Annotated in this window: 15 protein-coding genes and 3 tRNA genes; 10 read left to right on the forward strand and 8 right to left on the reverse strand. The window is 56.8% G+C overall.

Annotation, left to right across the window (positions count from 1 at the left end; translation table 11 throughout):
• The 4 genes from M989_RS05215 to M989_RS05230 are packed head-to-tail and all read left to right on the forward strand — an operon-like array spanning position 1 to position 3,275.
• A complete protein-coding gene (locus tag M989_RS05215) occupies positions 1 to 282 on the forward strand; it encodes an energy-coupling factor ABC transporter substrate-binding protein (RefSeq protein ID WP_064543034.1) in 282 nt (93 codons plus the stop codon).
• Positions 269 to 946: an energy-coupling factor ABC transporter transmembrane protein gene (locus M989_RS05220; protein ID WP_064543036.1), complete on the forward strand. Its 678-nt coding sequence runs from the start codon at positions 269 to 271 to the stop codon at positions 944 to 946. Before M989_RS05215 ends, M989_RS05220 begins: the two co-directional genes overlap by 14 nt.
• An 8-nt stretch (positions 947 to 954) precedes the next feature.
• Positions 955 to 1,761, forward strand: a complete 807-nt coding sequence (locus M989_RS05225; RefSeq protein ID WP_064543038.1) for an energy-coupling factor ABC transporter ATP-binding protein — start codon at positions 955 to 957, stop codon at positions 1,759 to 1,761.
• The gene (locus tag M989_RS05230) at positions 1,758 to 3,275 is read left to right on the forward strand and encodes a cobyric acid synthase (RefSeq protein ID WP_064543041.1); all 1,518 of its coding nucleotides are present in this window, start codon (positions 1,758 to 1,760) and stop codon (positions 3,273 to 3,275) included. Before M989_RS05225 ends, M989_RS05230 begins: the two co-directional genes overlap by 4 nt.
• A gap of 85 nt (positions 3,276 to 3,360) precedes the next feature.
• Here the strand turns inward: M989_RS05230 and M989_RS05235 are convergent.
• The 3 genes from M989_RS05235 to M989_RS05245 all read right to left on the reverse strand — a co-directional run bounded on the left by M989_RS05235 (position 3,361) and on the right by M989_RS05245 (position 3,683).
• Positions 3,361 to 3,437: transfer RNA gene (locus M989_RS05235), tRNA-Met, on the reverse strand.
• 44 nt (positions 3,438 to 3,481) lie between these two features.
• Positions 3,482 to 3,558 (reverse strand) — tRNA-Met (locus M989_RS05240).
• A 48-nt stretch (positions 3,559 to 3,606) separates the two neighbouring features.
• Positions 3,607 to 3,683, reverse strand: a tRNA-Met gene (locus M989_RS05245).
• 208 nt (positions 3,684 to 3,891) lie between these two features.
• On the opposite strand from M989_RS05245, the gene mltA reads away from it, so the two are divergent.
• Both mltA and tcdA read left to right on the forward strand, forming a co-directional pair.
• Entirely contained in the window at positions 3,892 to 4,989 is a 1,098-nt protein-coding gene (mltA, locus tag M989_RS05250; RefSeq protein ID WP_064543043.1) for a murein transglycosylase A, read from the forward strand.
• A gap of 123 nt (positions 4,990 to 5,112) precedes the next feature.
• On the forward strand, positions 5,113 to 5,925 hold the full coding sequence (gene tcdA, locus M989_RS05255) for a tRNA cyclic N6-threonylcarbamoyladenosine(37) synthase TcdA (RefSeq protein ID WP_064543045.1): 813 nt from the start codon (positions 5,113 to 5,115) through the stop codon (positions 5,923 to 5,925).
• On the opposite strand, the gene csdE is transcribed toward tcdA, so the two are convergent.
• Together csdE and csdA are read right to left on the reverse strand one after the other, a co-directional pair.
• Complete coding sequence (csdE, locus tag M989_RS05260) at positions 5,910 to 6,359, reverse strand: cysteine desulfurase sulfur acceptor subunit CsdE (protein WP_064543047.1); 450 nt, start codon at positions 6,357 to 6,359, stop codon at positions 5,910 to 5,912. The genes tcdA and csdE overlap by 16 nt on opposite strands.
• On the reverse strand, positions 6,359 to 7,564 hold the full coding sequence (gene csdA, locus M989_RS05265) for a cysteine desulfurase CsdA (protein WP_064543050.1): 1,206 nt from the start codon (positions 7,562 to 7,564) through the stop codon (positions 6,359 to 6,361). The genes csdE and csdA overlap by 1 nt, the downstream gene beginning before the upstream one ends.
• Positions 7,565 to 7,755: 191 nt before the next feature.
• Here csdA and M989_RS05270 point away from each other — a divergent pair, with 191 nt between their 5' ends.
• From M989_RS05270 to rlmM, 4 genes are all read left to right on the forward strand, one after another.
• On the forward strand, positions 7,756 to 7,983 hold the full coding sequence (locus M989_RS05270; RefSeq protein ID WP_064543052.1) for a YgdI/YgdR family lipoprotein: 228 nt from the start codon (positions 7,756 to 7,758) through the stop codon (positions 7,981 to 7,983).
• Between the two features lie 351 nt (positions 7,984 to 8,334).
• Positions 8,335 to 9,252 (forward strand): glycine cleavage system transcriptional regulator GcvA, encoded by a 918-nt coding sequence (gcvA, locus tag M989_RS05275; protein WP_064543054.1) that lies wholly within the window; start codon positions 8,335 to 8,337, stop codon positions 9,250 to 9,252.
• A 22-nt stretch (positions 9,253 to 9,274) separates the two neighbouring features.
• Positions 9,275 to 9,670 (forward strand): DUF423 domain-containing protein, encoded by a 396-nt coding sequence (locus tag M989_RS05280; protein WP_049850475.1) that lies wholly within the window; start codon positions 9,275 to 9,277, stop codon positions 9,668 to 9,670.
• Positions 9,663 to 10,763: a 23S rRNA (cytidine(2498)-2'-O)-methyltransferase RlmM gene (rlmM, locus tag M989_RS05285; RefSeq protein ID WP_064543056.1), complete on the forward strand. Its 1,101-nt coding sequence runs from the start codon at positions 9,663 to 9,665 to the stop codon at positions 10,761 to 10,763. Before M989_RS05280 ends, rlmM begins: the two co-directional genes overlap by 8 nt.
• Positions 10,764 to 10,879: 116 nt before the next feature.
• Here the strand turns inward: rlmM and xni are convergent, their stop codons facing one another.
• The 3 genes from xni to M989_RS05300 all read right to left on the reverse strand — a co-directional run bounded on the left by xni (position 10,880) and on the right by M989_RS05300 (position 14,457).
• The gene (gene xni / locus M989_RS05290; protein WP_064543058.1) at positions 10,880 to 11,635 is read right to left on the reverse strand and encodes a flap endonuclease Xni; all 756 of its coding nucleotides are present in this window, start codon (positions 11,633 to 11,635) and stop codon (positions 10,880 to 10,882) included.
• A 112-nt stretch (positions 11,636 to 11,747) separates the two neighbouring features.
• Positions 11,748 to 13,115 (reverse strand): L-serine ammonia-lyase, encoded by a 1,368-nt coding sequence (locus M989_RS05295; protein ID WP_064543061.1) that lies wholly within the window; start codon positions 13,113 to 13,115, stop codon positions 11,748 to 11,750.
• Positions 13,116 to 13,167: 52 nt separating this feature from the next.
• Positions 13,168 to 14,457 carry an HAAAP family serine/threonine permease gene (locus M989_RS05300; RefSeq protein WP_064543063.1) on the reverse strand — a complete coding sequence of 430 codons (1,290 nt, stop codon included), beginning with the start codon at positions 14,455 to 14,457 and terminating at the stop codon, positions 13,168 to 13,170.
• Positions 14,458 to 14,942 lie beyond the last annotated feature (485 nt).

The raw sequence follows: 14,942 nt of genomic DNA on the forward strand, positions 1-14,942 counted from the left end.
ATGAAAAAGACGTTGATCCTGTTGGCGCTGGTAATAGCGCTGATGATCCTGCCGTTCTTCATCAACCACGGCGGCGAATACGGCGGTTCCGACGGCGAGGCCGAAAGCCAGATTCAGGCTATTGCGCCGGATTACCAGCCGTGGTTCCAGCCGCTGTATGAACCGGCGAGCGGGGAAATCGAAAGCCTGCTGTTTACCCTACAGGGCTCGCTCGGCGCGGCGGTGATTTTCTATATTCTCGGCTATTACAAAGGGCGTCAGCGTCGTGATGACCGGTCTTGACAGGCTAAGCTACCAGAGCCGTTGGTTTCACATTGCACCCGAGCGTAAGTTCCTGTTCTGGCTGTTGTTGATGGTGCTGGCCTTCAGCCTGCCGCCGTTGTGGCAGGCGCTGCTGATGGTGATGACCGCGGCGTTCACCTGCTGGCTGCTGCGTATCTCGCCGTGGCGCTGGTGCCGCTGGATGGCGCTGCCGCTGGGATTCCTGGCGGTCGGCGTGCTGACGATTGTCTTCAGCATCAGCCGCGATCCGCAGACGCTGCTGGCGGGCGTGCCGATTGGGCCGTACTGGCTGGGCGTTACCGCACAGGGAGTCGCGACCGCCAATGCGACCTTCTGGCGCAGCCTCGCCGCACTCTCAGCCACTTTCTGGCTGGTGCTGAACCTGCCATTTCCGCAGCTGATTGTGCTGCTGAAGCGGGCGCGGGTGCCGCGTCTGCTTACCGAGCAGATTCTGCTGACCTGGCGCTTTATCTTTATCCTGATTGACGAAGCCATGGCCATTCACCGGGCACAGACGCTGCGCTTTGGTTATCGCAATGTGCGTCTCGGCTATCGCTCGCTGGCGATGCTGGTGAGCCTGCTGTTTACGCGGGTGCTGATGCGTTATCAGCAGATGAGCACCGCGCTGGATATCAAACTGTATCAGGGTGATTTTCATCTTTAAGGAACGCCATGCTTGCCACCTCTGACCTGGAATTTCGCTACCAGGACGCGCCCATTCTCAAAGGGTTAACGCTGGATTTTTCTCGCCAGGCCGTCACCGGGCTGGTGGGCGCCAACGGGTGCGGGAAATCGACGCTGTTTATGAACCTCAGCGGGCTGCTGCGTCCGCAGCAGGGGGCGGTGCTGTGGCAGGGTAAACCGCTGGACTACAGCAAACGCGGGCTGCTGGCGCTGCGCCAGCAGGTGGCGACGGTGTTTCAGGACCCGGAACAGCAGATTTTCTATACCGATATCGACAGCGATATTGCCTTCAGCCTACGTAATATCGGCGTGGCGGAGGACGAGATCGCGCGGCGTATCGACGATGCGCTTACGCTGGTCGATGCCCAGCATTTTCGCCAGCAGCCGATTCAATGCCTGAGCCACGGGCAGAAAAAGCGCGTGGCGATTGCCGGTGCGCTGGTACTGGAAGCGCGCTACCTGCTGCTGGATGAACCGACAGCAGGGCTGGACCCGTCCGGACGCGCGCAGATGATAGACATCATCAAGCGTATCGTCGCGCAGGGCAATCATGTGGTAATTTCCAGCCACGATATTGATTTGATTTATGAAGTCAGCGACGCGGTGTATGTGTTGCGCTGTGGTGAAGTGCTGGCGCAGGGCGCTCCCGGCAAGGTATTTGCCCGGCGTGAGTTGATGGAACAGGCGGGGTTGAGCCAGCCGTGGCTGGTAAAGCTGCACACGGAGCTTGGGCTGCCGCTGTGTAAAACCGAGGCGGAGTTTTTCCGCCGCATGCGTGAAAAAGGAACGAGATGACCCAGGCCATTATGTTACAAGGCACCGCCTCTGACGTCGGCAAAAGTATGCTGGTGGCGGGGCTGTGCCGAATTTTTTATCAGGATGGCCTGCGCACCGCGCCGTTCAAATCGCAGAATATGGCGCTTAATTCCGGGATCACCCTGGACGGCAAAGAGATGGGGCGGGCGCAGATTTTTCAGGCGGAAGCCGCAGGTATTGCCCCGGACGTGCGGATGAACCCCATTCTGCTCAAGCCAACCAGCGACCGCAAAGCGCAGATTGTGCTGATGGGAGAAGTGGCGAGCAATATGGACGCCGTCAGCTATCACGACTACAAACCGCGTCTGCGCGAGCAAATCCTCAGCGTCTATCGCAGTCTGGCGAGCGAGTATGACGTGCTGGTGCTGGAAGGGGCGGGTAGCCCGGCGGAAATCAACCTGCGCGACCGCGATATCGTCAATATGGGCATGGCGGAGATGGCGCAGTGCCCGGTGATTCTGGTGGCGGATATCGATCGCGGCGGCGTTTTCGCGGCGATTTACGGCACGCTGGCGCTGCTGCGCGACCACGAACGGGCGCGGGTGAAGGGGGTGATCATCAATAAGTTTCGCGGCGATGTTGCGTTGCTGCACTCCGGCATTGAGCAGATTGAAGCGCTGACGAACGTGCCGGTATTGGGCGTGATGCCGTGGTTGGAGGTTGAGCTGGAAGATGAGGACGGCGTCGCGTTGCAAAAGGGCAAGTACCGCAGCGTGGGCGAGCGTGATGTGGATATTGCCGTGGTGCAACTGCCGCATATCTCTAACTTTACCGACTTCAACGCGCTGGCCGCCCAGCCGGACGTACGTGTACGCTACGTGCGCCATGCGCAAGAGCTGGCGGGTGCGGACCTGATTATTCTGCCGGGCAGTAAAAACACGTTGGGCGATCTGTTGTGGCTGCAGGATAGCGGGCTGGCGCACGGGATTCTCCAGGCGCAGCATCAGCGTGTGCCGGTACTGGGCATTTGCGGCGGCTATCAGATGCTCGGCGATACGTTGATAGATGACGTGGAATCCAGGTTGGGGACGCTGCCGGGATTGGGGCTGCTCAATACCGTCACGCGTTTTGCACCGCAGAAAACCACCACGCGGGCCACGGCAACGCTCAACGCCGCGCTGCCGGGCTGGCTGGCGGCGGTGTCCGGTATGGCGCTGCAGGGCTATGAAATTCATATGGGTGAGACGGCGCTGGCGGGCAACGCGCAGCCGTTAATGCAGCTGTGTAAAAACGACCAGCATCAAGCGGATGGTGCGGTCAGCGCGGACGGACTGGCGTTTGGCACCTATCTGCACGGCCTGTTCGATAGCGACACCTTTACGCGTGCGCTGGTCAATGGGCTGCGTGAACGCAAAGGCTTACCGGCACGGGATAATGATTTTCAGTATGCGGAGTATAAGATGCAGCAGTTCGACATTCTGGCGGCGGCGATGCGGCAGCATATTGATCTTGAAAAGATTTATACGATTATGCGTGAGCATAAAGAAGGGTAGGGAAGCGGCGCGCCATTCGTGAGGATGGCGTACTTTCGCTGGATAACAGGCAAAAAAAAAACACCCTGATGGGTGTCATTTTAATTGGTTGCGGGGGCCGGATTTGAACCGACGACCTTCGGGTTATGAGCCCGACGAGCTACCAGGCTGCTCCACCCCGCGTCCGTCTTTACTCTTCATCGAGTAAACTTGCATCAGATTTTAATTGGTTGCGGGGGCCGGATTTGAACCGACGACCTTCGGGTTATGAGCCCGACGAGCTACCAGGCTGCTCCACCCCGCGTCCGTCATTACTCTTCCATCGAGTAACGTTACTGCTTCTGATTTTAATTGGTTGCGGGGGCCAGATTTGAACTGACGACCTTCGGGTTATGAGCCCGACGAGCTACCAGGCTGCTCCACCCCGCGTCCGTGGATGCGCACTATACTCTGCTGAGCATTTGTTGCAACCCATTTTTGATATAAAGCTCTCATTTTTTTATGAGTTGTGCGTATTAGGCACAATCTGAACGTTTTTTGTTCGAAATTATGACAGGGCAGCGCAATCGCATTTCAATACCCCTGGCGGTTTGTTATCTTCAGCGGGCACTTTCGATAATGCGGAATACAAAACACCATGAAAGGACGTTGGGTAAAATATGTGGCAACGGGGGCAATGCTGGCAATGCTGGCCGCCTGTTCGTCAAAACCGACCGATCGCGGTCAACAGTATAAAGACGGGAAATTCACCCAGCCTTTCTCTTTAGTCAATCAGCCTGATGCCGTCGGCGCGCCGATCAACGCGGGCGACTTCGCGCAGCAGGTGGGCCATATCCGTAGCGCTTCGCCGCGTCTGTATGGCAATCAGAGCAACGTATACAACGCCGTGCAGCAGTGGCTGCTTTCCGGCGGCGATACTCGCACCCTGCGCAAGTACGGCATCGATGCCTGGCAGATGGAAGGGACCGACAACTACGGCAACGTGCAGTTTACCGGCTACTATACGCCGGTGGTGGAAGCGCGTCATACGCGTCAGGGCGAATTCCAGTATCCGATTTACCGGATGCCGCCAAAGCGCGGCAAGCTGCCTTCTCGCGCCGGTATTTACGCAGGCCAGCTGAGCGATGCTTATATTCTTGCCTACAGCAATTCGCTGATGGATAACTTCATCATGGATGTGCAGGGCAGCGGCTACATTGATTTTGGCGACGGCTCGCCGCTGAACTTCTTTAGCTATGCCGGGAAAAACGGCTGGGCCTATAAGAGCATCGGCAAGGTATTGATCGATCGCGGGGAAGTGAAGCGCGAAGATATGTCGATGCAGGCCATTCGCCACTGGGGCGAAACCCACAGCGAAGCGGAAGTTCGCGAACTGCTGGAGCAGAATCCGTCATTTGTCTTCTTTAAACCACAGTCTTTCGCCCCGGTGAAAGGCGCCAGCGCCGTGCCGCTGGTAGGGCGTGCGTCGGTGGCGGCAGACCGTAACGTGATCCCGCCGGGTACCACGCTGCTGGCGGAAGTGCCGCAGTTGGACAATAACGGTAAATTTAACGGTCAGTACGAGCTACGCCTGATGGTGGCGCTGGATGTCGGCGGCGCGATTAAAGGCCAGCACTTCGACATCTATCAGGGCATCGGCCCGGATGCCGGACACCGTGCTGGCTGGTATAATCACTACGGACGCGTGTGGGTGCTGAAGTCATCCGGCAGCGCGGGTAACGTATTTAGCGGCTAGTGGCCCGATGGCGTATCCGGCCTACACATTAGCGCGTAGGCCGGATAAGCGAAGCGCCATCCGGCAATGAAATGCGCTCAGGGCGGCATTGTCCGCTCTTTTTGTTTTTAACTCTGAGGTTCTATGTCTGTGGTTATCAGTGACGCCTGGCGCCAGCGTTTTGGCGGCACGGCACGTTTATACGGTGAAAAGGCGCTGCAGGTGTTTGCCGATGCGCACGTTTGTGTGGTTGGGATTGGCGGCGTGGGCAGTTGGGCGGCGGAAGCGCTGGCCCGCACCGGTATCGGCGCTATCACGCTTATCGATATGGATGACGTGTGCGTGACCAACACCAATCGCCAGATTCATGCGCTGGGCGGCAACGTTGGCCTGGCAAAGGCTGAGGTGATGGCTGAACGTATTCGCCTGATTAATCCCGAATGTCGTGTGACCGTCATTGACGACTTTGTGACTCCGGATAACGTCGCGGAATATCTGGGCGTGGGCTACAGCTACGTGGTGGACGCTATCGATAGCGTGCGCCCAAAGGCGGCGTTGATTGCTTACTGCCGTCGCTATAAAGTGCCGTTGATCACCACCGGCGGCGCGGGCGGGCAAATCGACCCGACGCAGATCCAGGTGAGCGATCTGGCGAAAACCATTCAGGATCCGCTGGCGGCCAAGCTGCGCGAGCGGCTGAAAAGCGATTTTGGCGTGGTGAAGAACAGCAAAGGTAAGCTGGGCGTGGACTGCGTCTTTTCCACCGAAGCGCTGGTATATCCGCAGTCCGACGGTTCCGTGTGTGCGATGAAAAGTACCGCTGAAGGGCCAAAACGGATGGACTGCGCCTCAGGCTTTGGCGCGGCGACGATGGTCACCGCGACCTTCGGTTTTGTCGCGGTATCCCATGCGTTGAAGAAGATGCTGGCGAAAGCGGAGCGTCAGGCCAGCGCCTGACGCGCGGCATCAATCATGGCGTCATTCAGGGCCGCCAGGCCCTGACTACGCGAGGCGCTCAACTGGCCGCGTAACCCGAGTTCATCGAAAAAGTCGAGCGGGCTGGTAGCCAGAATCGCTTCCGGGCGTTGGCCTTCCGCGGCGGTCAGCAGCACCGCCAGCAGGCCGCGCACGATCCTGCCTTCGCTATCGCCAAAGAAATGCAGCGTTCCGTCAGCCTCCAGCGAGTAGCCCAGCCAGACGCGGTTTTCGCAGCCGGCAATCTCTTTGGCCTGCGCTTTAAGATCGTCCGACAGCGAGGGGAGTTGTTTGCCCAGCAGAATCAGCTGCCGGTATTTCTCTTCCCACTGGCTCAGTGCGCCAAACTGTTGCCGTAATGCCTCGGGCGTTACGGTGGTGCCGAACGGGTGTCCGGCGAGCAAAGGAGTCGTCATTAATCCACCAGAAGTTTGAGCGCCCGGTCAACGGCGTTGACCAGCGCGTGTACATCGTCTTGCGTATTATAGGGGGCGAACGAGGCGCGCAGCGTGCCGTTAACGCCCAGTGCCGCCAGCAGCGGCTGCGCGCAGTGCTGGCCGGCACGCAGGGCAATACCGTACTCCGCCAGCAGCGTCACCATGTCGCTGTGATGAACGCCCGCAAAATCAAAGGCTAACAGGCTGGAGTCCTGACAGCGGAACGAGCGGAACCCCGGACGTTTCGCCAGCTCATCTTCCGCCAGCGTCGCTAAGCCTCGACTCCAGGATTCGGCCTGCGCCATATCTACCTCAGACAGCCATTCCAGCGCCGCGCTCAGGCCAATGACGCCCGCGACGTTCGGCGTGCCAGCCTCCAGACGGTACGGCACCGGCTGAGTAGTAAAGCCGTTGAAGGTCACTTCGCTAATCATTTTGCCGCCGCCCAGCCACGGGGCCATGGAGTCCAGCAGCTCGCTCTTGCCATAGAGCGCGCCGATGCCGGTTGGCCCGTAGAGCTTATGGCCGGAAAAGGCGTAGAAATCGATATCCAGCGCCTGCACGTCCGCCGGGAAGTGCACCGCGCCCTGCGCGCCGTCAACCATCACCACCATACCGGCCTGATGGGCGAGAGTAATGGCGCGCGCCAGATCCGGACAGCCGCCGGTGACGTTCGACATTTGCCCCAGCGCCAGAATGCGGCTGCGCGAGGTGATCAGCGTGGTGAGCTGTTCGACGTCCGGCAGGCGGTTAACGCCAAGAGGCAGTTGCACCACCTTCGCGCCCGTCTGCTCCGCGACCATCAGCCAGGGCACCAGGTTAGCATGGTGCTCGGCGGTGCTGACGATAATTTCGTCACCCGGCTGCAGGCGTGGGCGCGCGTAGCACTGGGCTACCATATTGATGGCTTCTGTCGTGCCGCGCGTCCAGACGATGTCTTTGCCGCGAGGAGCGTTCAGCCAGCGGGCGACCTGATCGCGTGCGGCCTCGTAGCGCGCGGTCAGGCGCTGGGCTTCGGCGAACTGGCTGCGATGGACGTTCCCCGCGCTCAGCGAGTAGAACTGATTTGTCGCCTCGATCACCGCCTGCGGTTTTAACGCGGTGGCGGCGCTATCAAGGTAAACCCCGGCATCGTGCAGGGCGGGAAATTGCGCGCGAAACTGCGCGGGGTTGAAAGCGTTCATGGTATTCCTCGGTTCAATCAACCGATCGTGGCGCAAAATGAGCATTGATACAAGGTTTGTGCCAATCCTCGGAATCGTCTGGTTCTCCTGGCGCTATCCGACCAGTGTCTTATGCTAAATAACGTTAGGCAAATATTTTGGCCTGTTATGAAATGAGCTTTAAATAGCATAAATCGCTAAAGGAGAAGAAAATGAAAAAGACTGCCGCAATCATTTCCGCCTGTATGCTGACGTTTGCCCTGAGCGCCTGCTCAAGCCCAAACTACGTGATGCATACTAACGATGGCCGTAGCATCGTTTCCGAGGGGAAACCGCAGACCGATAACGACACCGGTATGATTTCCTACACCGATGCCAACGGCGTGAAACAGCAAATTAACCATAGCGATGTGAAAGAGATGGTGGCGCTGGAGAAATAGCGCGCAAATTGCAGGCAAAAAAAAGCACCGCAATTAGGCGGTGCTACATTAATCACTATGGACAGACAGGGTAAATGTACAGGAAGTGAAAAAGGGTAGCCTTGCTACCGTGATCTGAATTGCAGACCAATTGCAAACACAACAACACAACATCACAACCGTAAGCCAAAAGCCCTTCAGAACACGCATTCCAAAAAAAGCTTCTCGTTCCGGCTCAGGAAGTGCCGCCATCATAGGTATTTGCTGGTAGAAGCTCAACGGACAAATTATAATGTCTCAGATAAAAAAAACTAATAGGTTAACTGTTGTTTCCTATTTGTTAAATTCAATTAACAATTGGGTTCTGGGACCATGTCAAAGCGTTTGCCACCTCTTAATGCATTACGTGTATTTGATGCAGCCGCACGCCATTTAAGTTTCACCCGCGCGGCCGATGAGCTTTTTGTGACGCAGGCCGCAGTAAGCCATCAAATCAAGTCTCTTGAGGATTTTTTGGGGTTGAAGCTGTTCCGTCGGCGCAATCGTTCGTTGCTGCTGACCGAAGAGGGGCAGAGCTATTTTCAGGATATCAAAGAGATCTTTTCGCAATTAACAGAGGCTACGCGTAAACTACAGGCACGCAGCGCGAAAGGGGCGCTTACCGTCAGTTTATTGCCCAGTTTTGCGATTCAATGGCTGGTGCCGCGCCTCTCAAGCTTTAACTCAGCTTATCCGGGAATCGACGTCAGAATCCAGGCGGTGGACCGTCAGGAAGATAAGCTGGCCGACGATGTCGACGTCGCTATTTTTTACGGTCGCGGCAACTGGCCGGGGTTACGCGTTGAAAAACTGTACGCGGAGTATTTACTCCCGGTTTGCTCTCCTCTGCTGCTGACCGGCGATAAAGCGCTGAAGACCCCCGCCGATTTAGCCAAACATACGCTGCTGCACGATGCTTCCCGCCGCGACTGGCAAACGTATACGCGCCAGCTGGGGCTCACCCATATCAACGTACAACAGGGACCTATCTTCAGCCATAGCGCCATGGTGTTACAGGCTGCCATCCACGGACAGGGGATTGCGCTTGCCAACAACGTGATGGCGCAGTCCGAGATTGAGGCAGGCCGTCTGGTGTGCCCATTTAATGATGTTCTGGTCAGTAAGAATGCGTTTTATCTGGTTTGTCATGACAGTCAGGCAGAACTGGGTAAAATAGCGGCCTTTCGTCAGTGGATTCTGGCGAAAGCGGCCCATGAGCAAGAAACTTTTCGTTTTCGTTACGAACAATAAATGAATTTAGGGTAATACCATCATGACCAGCCGTTTTATGCTGATTTTTGCCGCTATCAGCGGTTTTATCTTTGTCGCACTGGGCGCATTTGGCGCGCACGTGCTGAGTAAATCGTTGGGCGTTGTTGAAATGGGCTGGATCCAGACCGGTCTGGAGTACCAGGCGTTTCACACGCTGGCGATTTTTGGCCTGGCGGTGGCGATGCAGCGCCGCATTAGTATCTGGTTCTACTGGAGCAGCGTTTTTCTGGCGCTGGGTACCGTGCTGTTCAGCGGTAGCCTGTACTGCCTGGCGCTCTCTCATTTACGCCTGTGGGCGTTTGTTACCCCGGTGGGCGGCGTCAGCTTCCTCGCCGGTTGGGTGTTGATGTTAATTGGTGCCATTCGACTTAAGCGTAAGGGTGTTGTTCATGAATAAGGTTGTGCTGTATTGCCGCCCTGGGTTTGAGAAAGAGTGTGCTGCGGAAATTACCGATAAGGCCGGGCGTCGTGAGGTGTTTGGCTTCGCGCGCGTAAAAGATAACTCGGGCTATGTGATTTTCGAATGCTATCAGGATGGCGACGCCGATAAGCTGGCGCGCGAGCTGCCGTTTAGCTCGCTCATCTTTGCTCGCCAGATGATCGTCGTCGGCGAGCTGTTGAAAGATTTACCGCCGGAAGACCGCGTCGCGCCGATCGTCGGCATGCTGCAAGGCGTAGTGGAGAAGGGCGGCGATCTGCGCGTTGAAGTGGCGGATACCAACGAAAGCAAAGAGCTGATGAAGTTCTGCCGCAAGTTGACCGTGCCGCTGCGCGCGGCGCTGCGTGAGGCGAAAGTGCTGGCGCCGTACGAGACCACCAAACGTCCGGTGGTGCACGTGTTCTTTATCGCGCCGGGCTGCTGCTATACCGGGTATTCGTATAGCACCAACAACTCGCCGTTCTATATGGGCATTCCGCGCCTGAAGTTTCCGGCCGACGCGCCAAGCCGCTCTACGCTGAAGCTGGAAGAGGCATTTCACGTCTTTATTCCCGCCGACGAGTGGGACGAGCGTCTGGCAAACGGCATGTACGCGGTTGATCTGGGCGCCTGTCCGGGCGGCTGGACCTATCAGCTGGTGAAGCGCAACATGTGGGTTTCCTCAGTGGATAACGGCCCGATGGCGCAGAGCCTGATGGACACCGGCCAGGTGACCTGGCTGCGCGAAGACGGTTTCCGCTACCGCCCTACCCGCAACAACATCTCGTGGATGGTGTGCGATATGGTGGAGAAACCGGCGAAGGTCGCCGCGCTGATGGCGGAATGGCTGGTTAACGGCTGGTGCCGTGAGACCATCTTCAATCTGAAGCTGCCGATGAAAAAGCGTTATGAAGAGCTGTCGCAGAATCTGGCGCACATCCAGGCGAAGCTGGACGAGCACGGTATTAACGCGCAGATGCAGGCGCGCCAGCTGTATCACGATCGTGAAGAAGTGACCGTACACGTGCGTCGCCTGTGGGCGGCGGTCGGTGGGCGTCGCGACGAGCGTTAATAACGCATAGTCCGGTCGAATGTGATTTGTCGGCCGGATAAGGCAAAGCCGCCATCCGGCAAGGTGCTCAGAACTGCCGGATGGCGGCTTTGCCTTATCCGGCCTACGTCATGATGCTATCTGTTAAGTCTGAGCTGCTGCAAATTGCCATCAATATGCAAATCGGTTTGCAGCCGCGCGATATCCCGGCACAAGAACGCCATCTCCCGGTGTTCTTCCAGTTTCTTCCGCCACTTATCCGGCACCTCTTCCAGATGTTCGTACAGCGCTTCCAGCGTGGGAAACTGCGTCAGCAGTTGGGTGGCGCTTTTGGGGCCAATTCCCGCGACCCCTGGTACTTTCGAACTGCTAATTCCCGCCAGCCCCCAGTAGTCGGGTAGCTGCTGCGGCTGCACGCCAAACTCTTTTTCGATAAACGGCACGTCCAGCCAGCGTTTCTGGAAGTAGTCGCGAATGCGCAGCGTGGGCGACAGCAGCTGACAGTAGCCTTTATCCGTCGAGACGATGGTCGCCTGATGCCCGGCGCTGGCGACTTTCACGGCCAGCGTGGCCGCGAGATCGTCAGCCTCGTTACCCTGGGACTCCCAACAGCGTACACCGCGCAGCTCAAAGGCGGCGCGCAGGGCGGGCATTTCGGCATGAAGATCGTCCGGCATAGGTGGACGACCGGCCTTGTAGTCTGGTAGTCGCTGATGCCGCCAGCCGCTGTTGCGTGCTTCATCGTCAAAAACCGCTACCGCATGCGTCGGCTGGCTGTGCGCAATCAGCAGATCCAGCGCATGCTGACAGGTTTCTACGCAGGGGGAACCCTGAACGGCATGAATACGGCGGATTAAGTTGAGTGCGTCAACAATAAGCAAATGGACGGCCACGGGCGTTCTCCCTAACAGATTGGGCGCTAAGGGTAACATTCAGGGACGGGTGAGGCTATCGGCGGGGGATAAAACGGGAAGAGGCCTCGCAAAACGAGGCCTCTGGAGTGCGTTAGTCGCAGGCTACCACTTTCATCGCCAGCCCGCCGCGAGAGGTTTCGCGGTATTTGGCGTTCATGTCTTTGCCGGTTTCGTACATGGTCTCGATAACTTTATCGAGACACACGCGCGGTACGCTGGTACGGCGCAGGGCCATACGCGCGGCGTTAACCGCTTTCACCGACGCAATGGCGTTACGCTCGATGCATGGCACCTGAACCTGACCGGCAACCGGGTCACAGGTCAGGCCGAGGTTATGTTCCATGCCGATTTCCGCGGCAATGCACACCTGCGCCGGGCTACCGCCCAGCAGCTCTGCCAGACCCGCTGCCGCCATGGAACAGGCGACACCCACTTCCCCCTGGCAACCCACTTCAGCGCCGGAGATGGAGGCGTTCATCTTGTAGAGTGAGCCAATCGCGCTGGCAACCAGCATGTAGCGTGCCAGCGAGTTGGCGTTCACTTCGCGGATAAACTTGTCGTAGTAAGCCAGCACCGCCGGAACGATACCGCAGGCACCGTTGGTGGGCGCGGTGACGACGCGCCCACCGGCGGCGTTTTCTTCGTTCACCGCCAGCGCAAACATGTTAATCCAGTCAACTACCGCCATCGGGTCGCTGCTGATTTTGTCCTGGCTGACCAGCATACGACGTAGCGCGGCGGCACGACGTGGAACGCGCAGTTTGCCCGGCAATACGCCTTCGGTCGTGGTGCCGTGCTCGATGCCGCCTTTCATCACCGCCCAGACGTCAGCAAAGTGCTTTTCCAGCTCTTCTTTGCTGTGCAGCGCGAGTTCGTTCTGCATCATCAGGCCAGACAGCGACAGGCCGGTTTCCTGGCTGTGACGCTGTAAATCCGCGGCGCTTTTATACGGGTATGGCACGGCAACCGGCGCTTCAGTTTGTTGGCCGAAGTGCTCTTCGTCGACGATAAAACCGCCGCCGATGGAATAGTAGGTTTTACTGTAAACGGCTTTGTCACCTGACAACGCGGTAATACGCATGCCGTTTTCGTGCAGCGAGAGGTTGTCGGCATGGAAGTTCATGCACTGATCAACCGGGAATTCCACTTCGTGCTGACCGTTAGCCAGCATCAGGCGGCCATGGGTATTCACGTCCTGGATAAACGCCGGAATGGCGTCGATATCCACCGTATCCGGCAGGTTCCCTGCCAGGCCCATAATAATGGCGATATCGGTATGGTGACCTTTACCGGTCAGAGAGAGTGAACCGTAAACATCGACGACTACGCGAGTGATATCAGTCAGGATCCCACGCGCAATCAAGTCGTCCGTGAATTGTTTGCCTGCTTTCATTGGCCCGACGGTGTGTGAGCTGGAAGGACCAATGCCGATTTTGAAAATATCGAATACGCTAATCATGAGGCGTCCATTGTGTATCGAGGTGCGCCGCCCGAAAGGCGGCGCAGGGGGATTAACTAAACAGAGAGTAGGAGATTGCGGAGATAGCGATGAGACCCACCAGCACAACGAAGACGTTGCTGATGTGACCGCTGTACTTACGCATTGCCGGTACTTTCTGAATTGCATACATCGGCATCAGGAACAGAATCATCGCGATGATCGGGCCGCCCAGGGTTTCAATCATGCCCAGGATGCTCGGGTTCAGGGTTGCCACAATCCAGGTGGTAACCAGCATGAACAGCGCAGTGATTTTGTTCAGTTTGTTGATTTCGATGGATTTTCCTTTGCTACGCAGAGACTTAATTACCATCCCGTTGAAGCCTTCACGTGCGCCCAGGTAGTGGCCCAGGAAGGACTTGGTGATAGCGATAATCGCGATAATCGGTGCCATCCAGGCGATAACCGGCGCGTTAAAGTGGTTCGCCAGGTAAGACAGGATAGAGATATTTTGCTCTTTCGCCGCCGCCAGGTCCGCCGGGGACAGGCTCAGTACGCAGCTGAAGACGAAGAACATCACGGTCAGCACCATCATGATGTGGGCACGTGCCAGGATAGAGGAACACTTCTTCTCTGCGCCCTGACCGTACTCTTCACGCTTCGCCACCGCGAAGGAAGAGATGATCGGCGAGTGGTTGAAGGAGAACACCATCACCGGAATGGCCAGCCACAGAGTCATCCACAGGCCGTTGCCGGTAGAGGCCGTGCTGCTGAAGGACAGGGTTTCCAGTGCTGCGCCGCTCCACTGCGGGATCAGGTACAGCGCCAGCACCATCAGGGCCGCCACGAACGGGAATACCAGGATGCTCATCGCTTTAACGATCATCTGCTCACCGAAGCGCACGATAGTCATCATGCCGACGATCAGAATCAGCGACAGGATAGCGCGCGGCGGCGGCGTCATGTGCAGCTGGTGCGCCAGGAAGCTTTCCACGGTGTTAGTGATAGCGACGCTGTACACCAACAGGATTGGGTAGATAGCGAAGAAGTAGAGCAGGGTAATCAGTTTACCTGCGCCTACGCCGAAGTGCTCTTCAACGACTTCGGTGATGTCTTCGCCCGGGTTTTTACCGGACAGCACGAAGCGGGTCAGGCCGCGGTGTGCGAAGAAGGTCATCGGGAAGGCGAGGATAGCCATGATGATCAGCGGGATCATGCCGCCGACGCCGGCGTTGATCGGCAGGAACAGTACGCCCGCGCCGATGGCAGTGCCGTAAAGACCCAGCATCCACATCGTATCTGTTTTGCGCCATCCGCTAGCAGATTCTGCTGTGACGACCGTGCTGGTTTGAGTGTTTTCCATCTGTATCTCCTGGAGGAAGGAAAAATGCTAATTTTTTAGTCAAATAAAGTGAAAAAAATAAAAATGTAATATTAAATTTTAGAAGTGTTGGTTTTTTTGTGATTTTTACCCAACGCCATTTTCGACGAGCGCAAATGTACATTTAACTGGTAAATGTATCAGTGATCATGATCCCAAATGTAATAATCCACTTTTAGCTGGGGTTATTGCAGGTCTTTTTACTGTAATAACCTTTTGAGCGAAAATTTATGGTCGCGAAGGCTAGCATTCGCAGTATGTGTGGTAAATGGGGGAGGGGGTAAATACGATGTTTTTGCTGATAAAAATGATGGAAATGGCGTTTTTTAGCGCTGAATCATAATTATTGCTAATAATATGCGGTCGCATATAGCGCGCAAACGATTGGCTCTGCGCGAATTAGGGTATTTATGAGGGCTGTTTGAGAGAAAAACCGGCGGTGAAGACCGCCGGGTGAGGAGTGAAAT

Origin of the sequence: Kluyvera georgiana ATCC 51603, from assembly GCF_001654985.1 — a bacterium.
Lineage (GTDB): Bacteria > Pseudomonadota > Gammaproteobacteria > Enterobacterales > Enterobacteriaceae > Kluyvera > Kluyvera georgiana.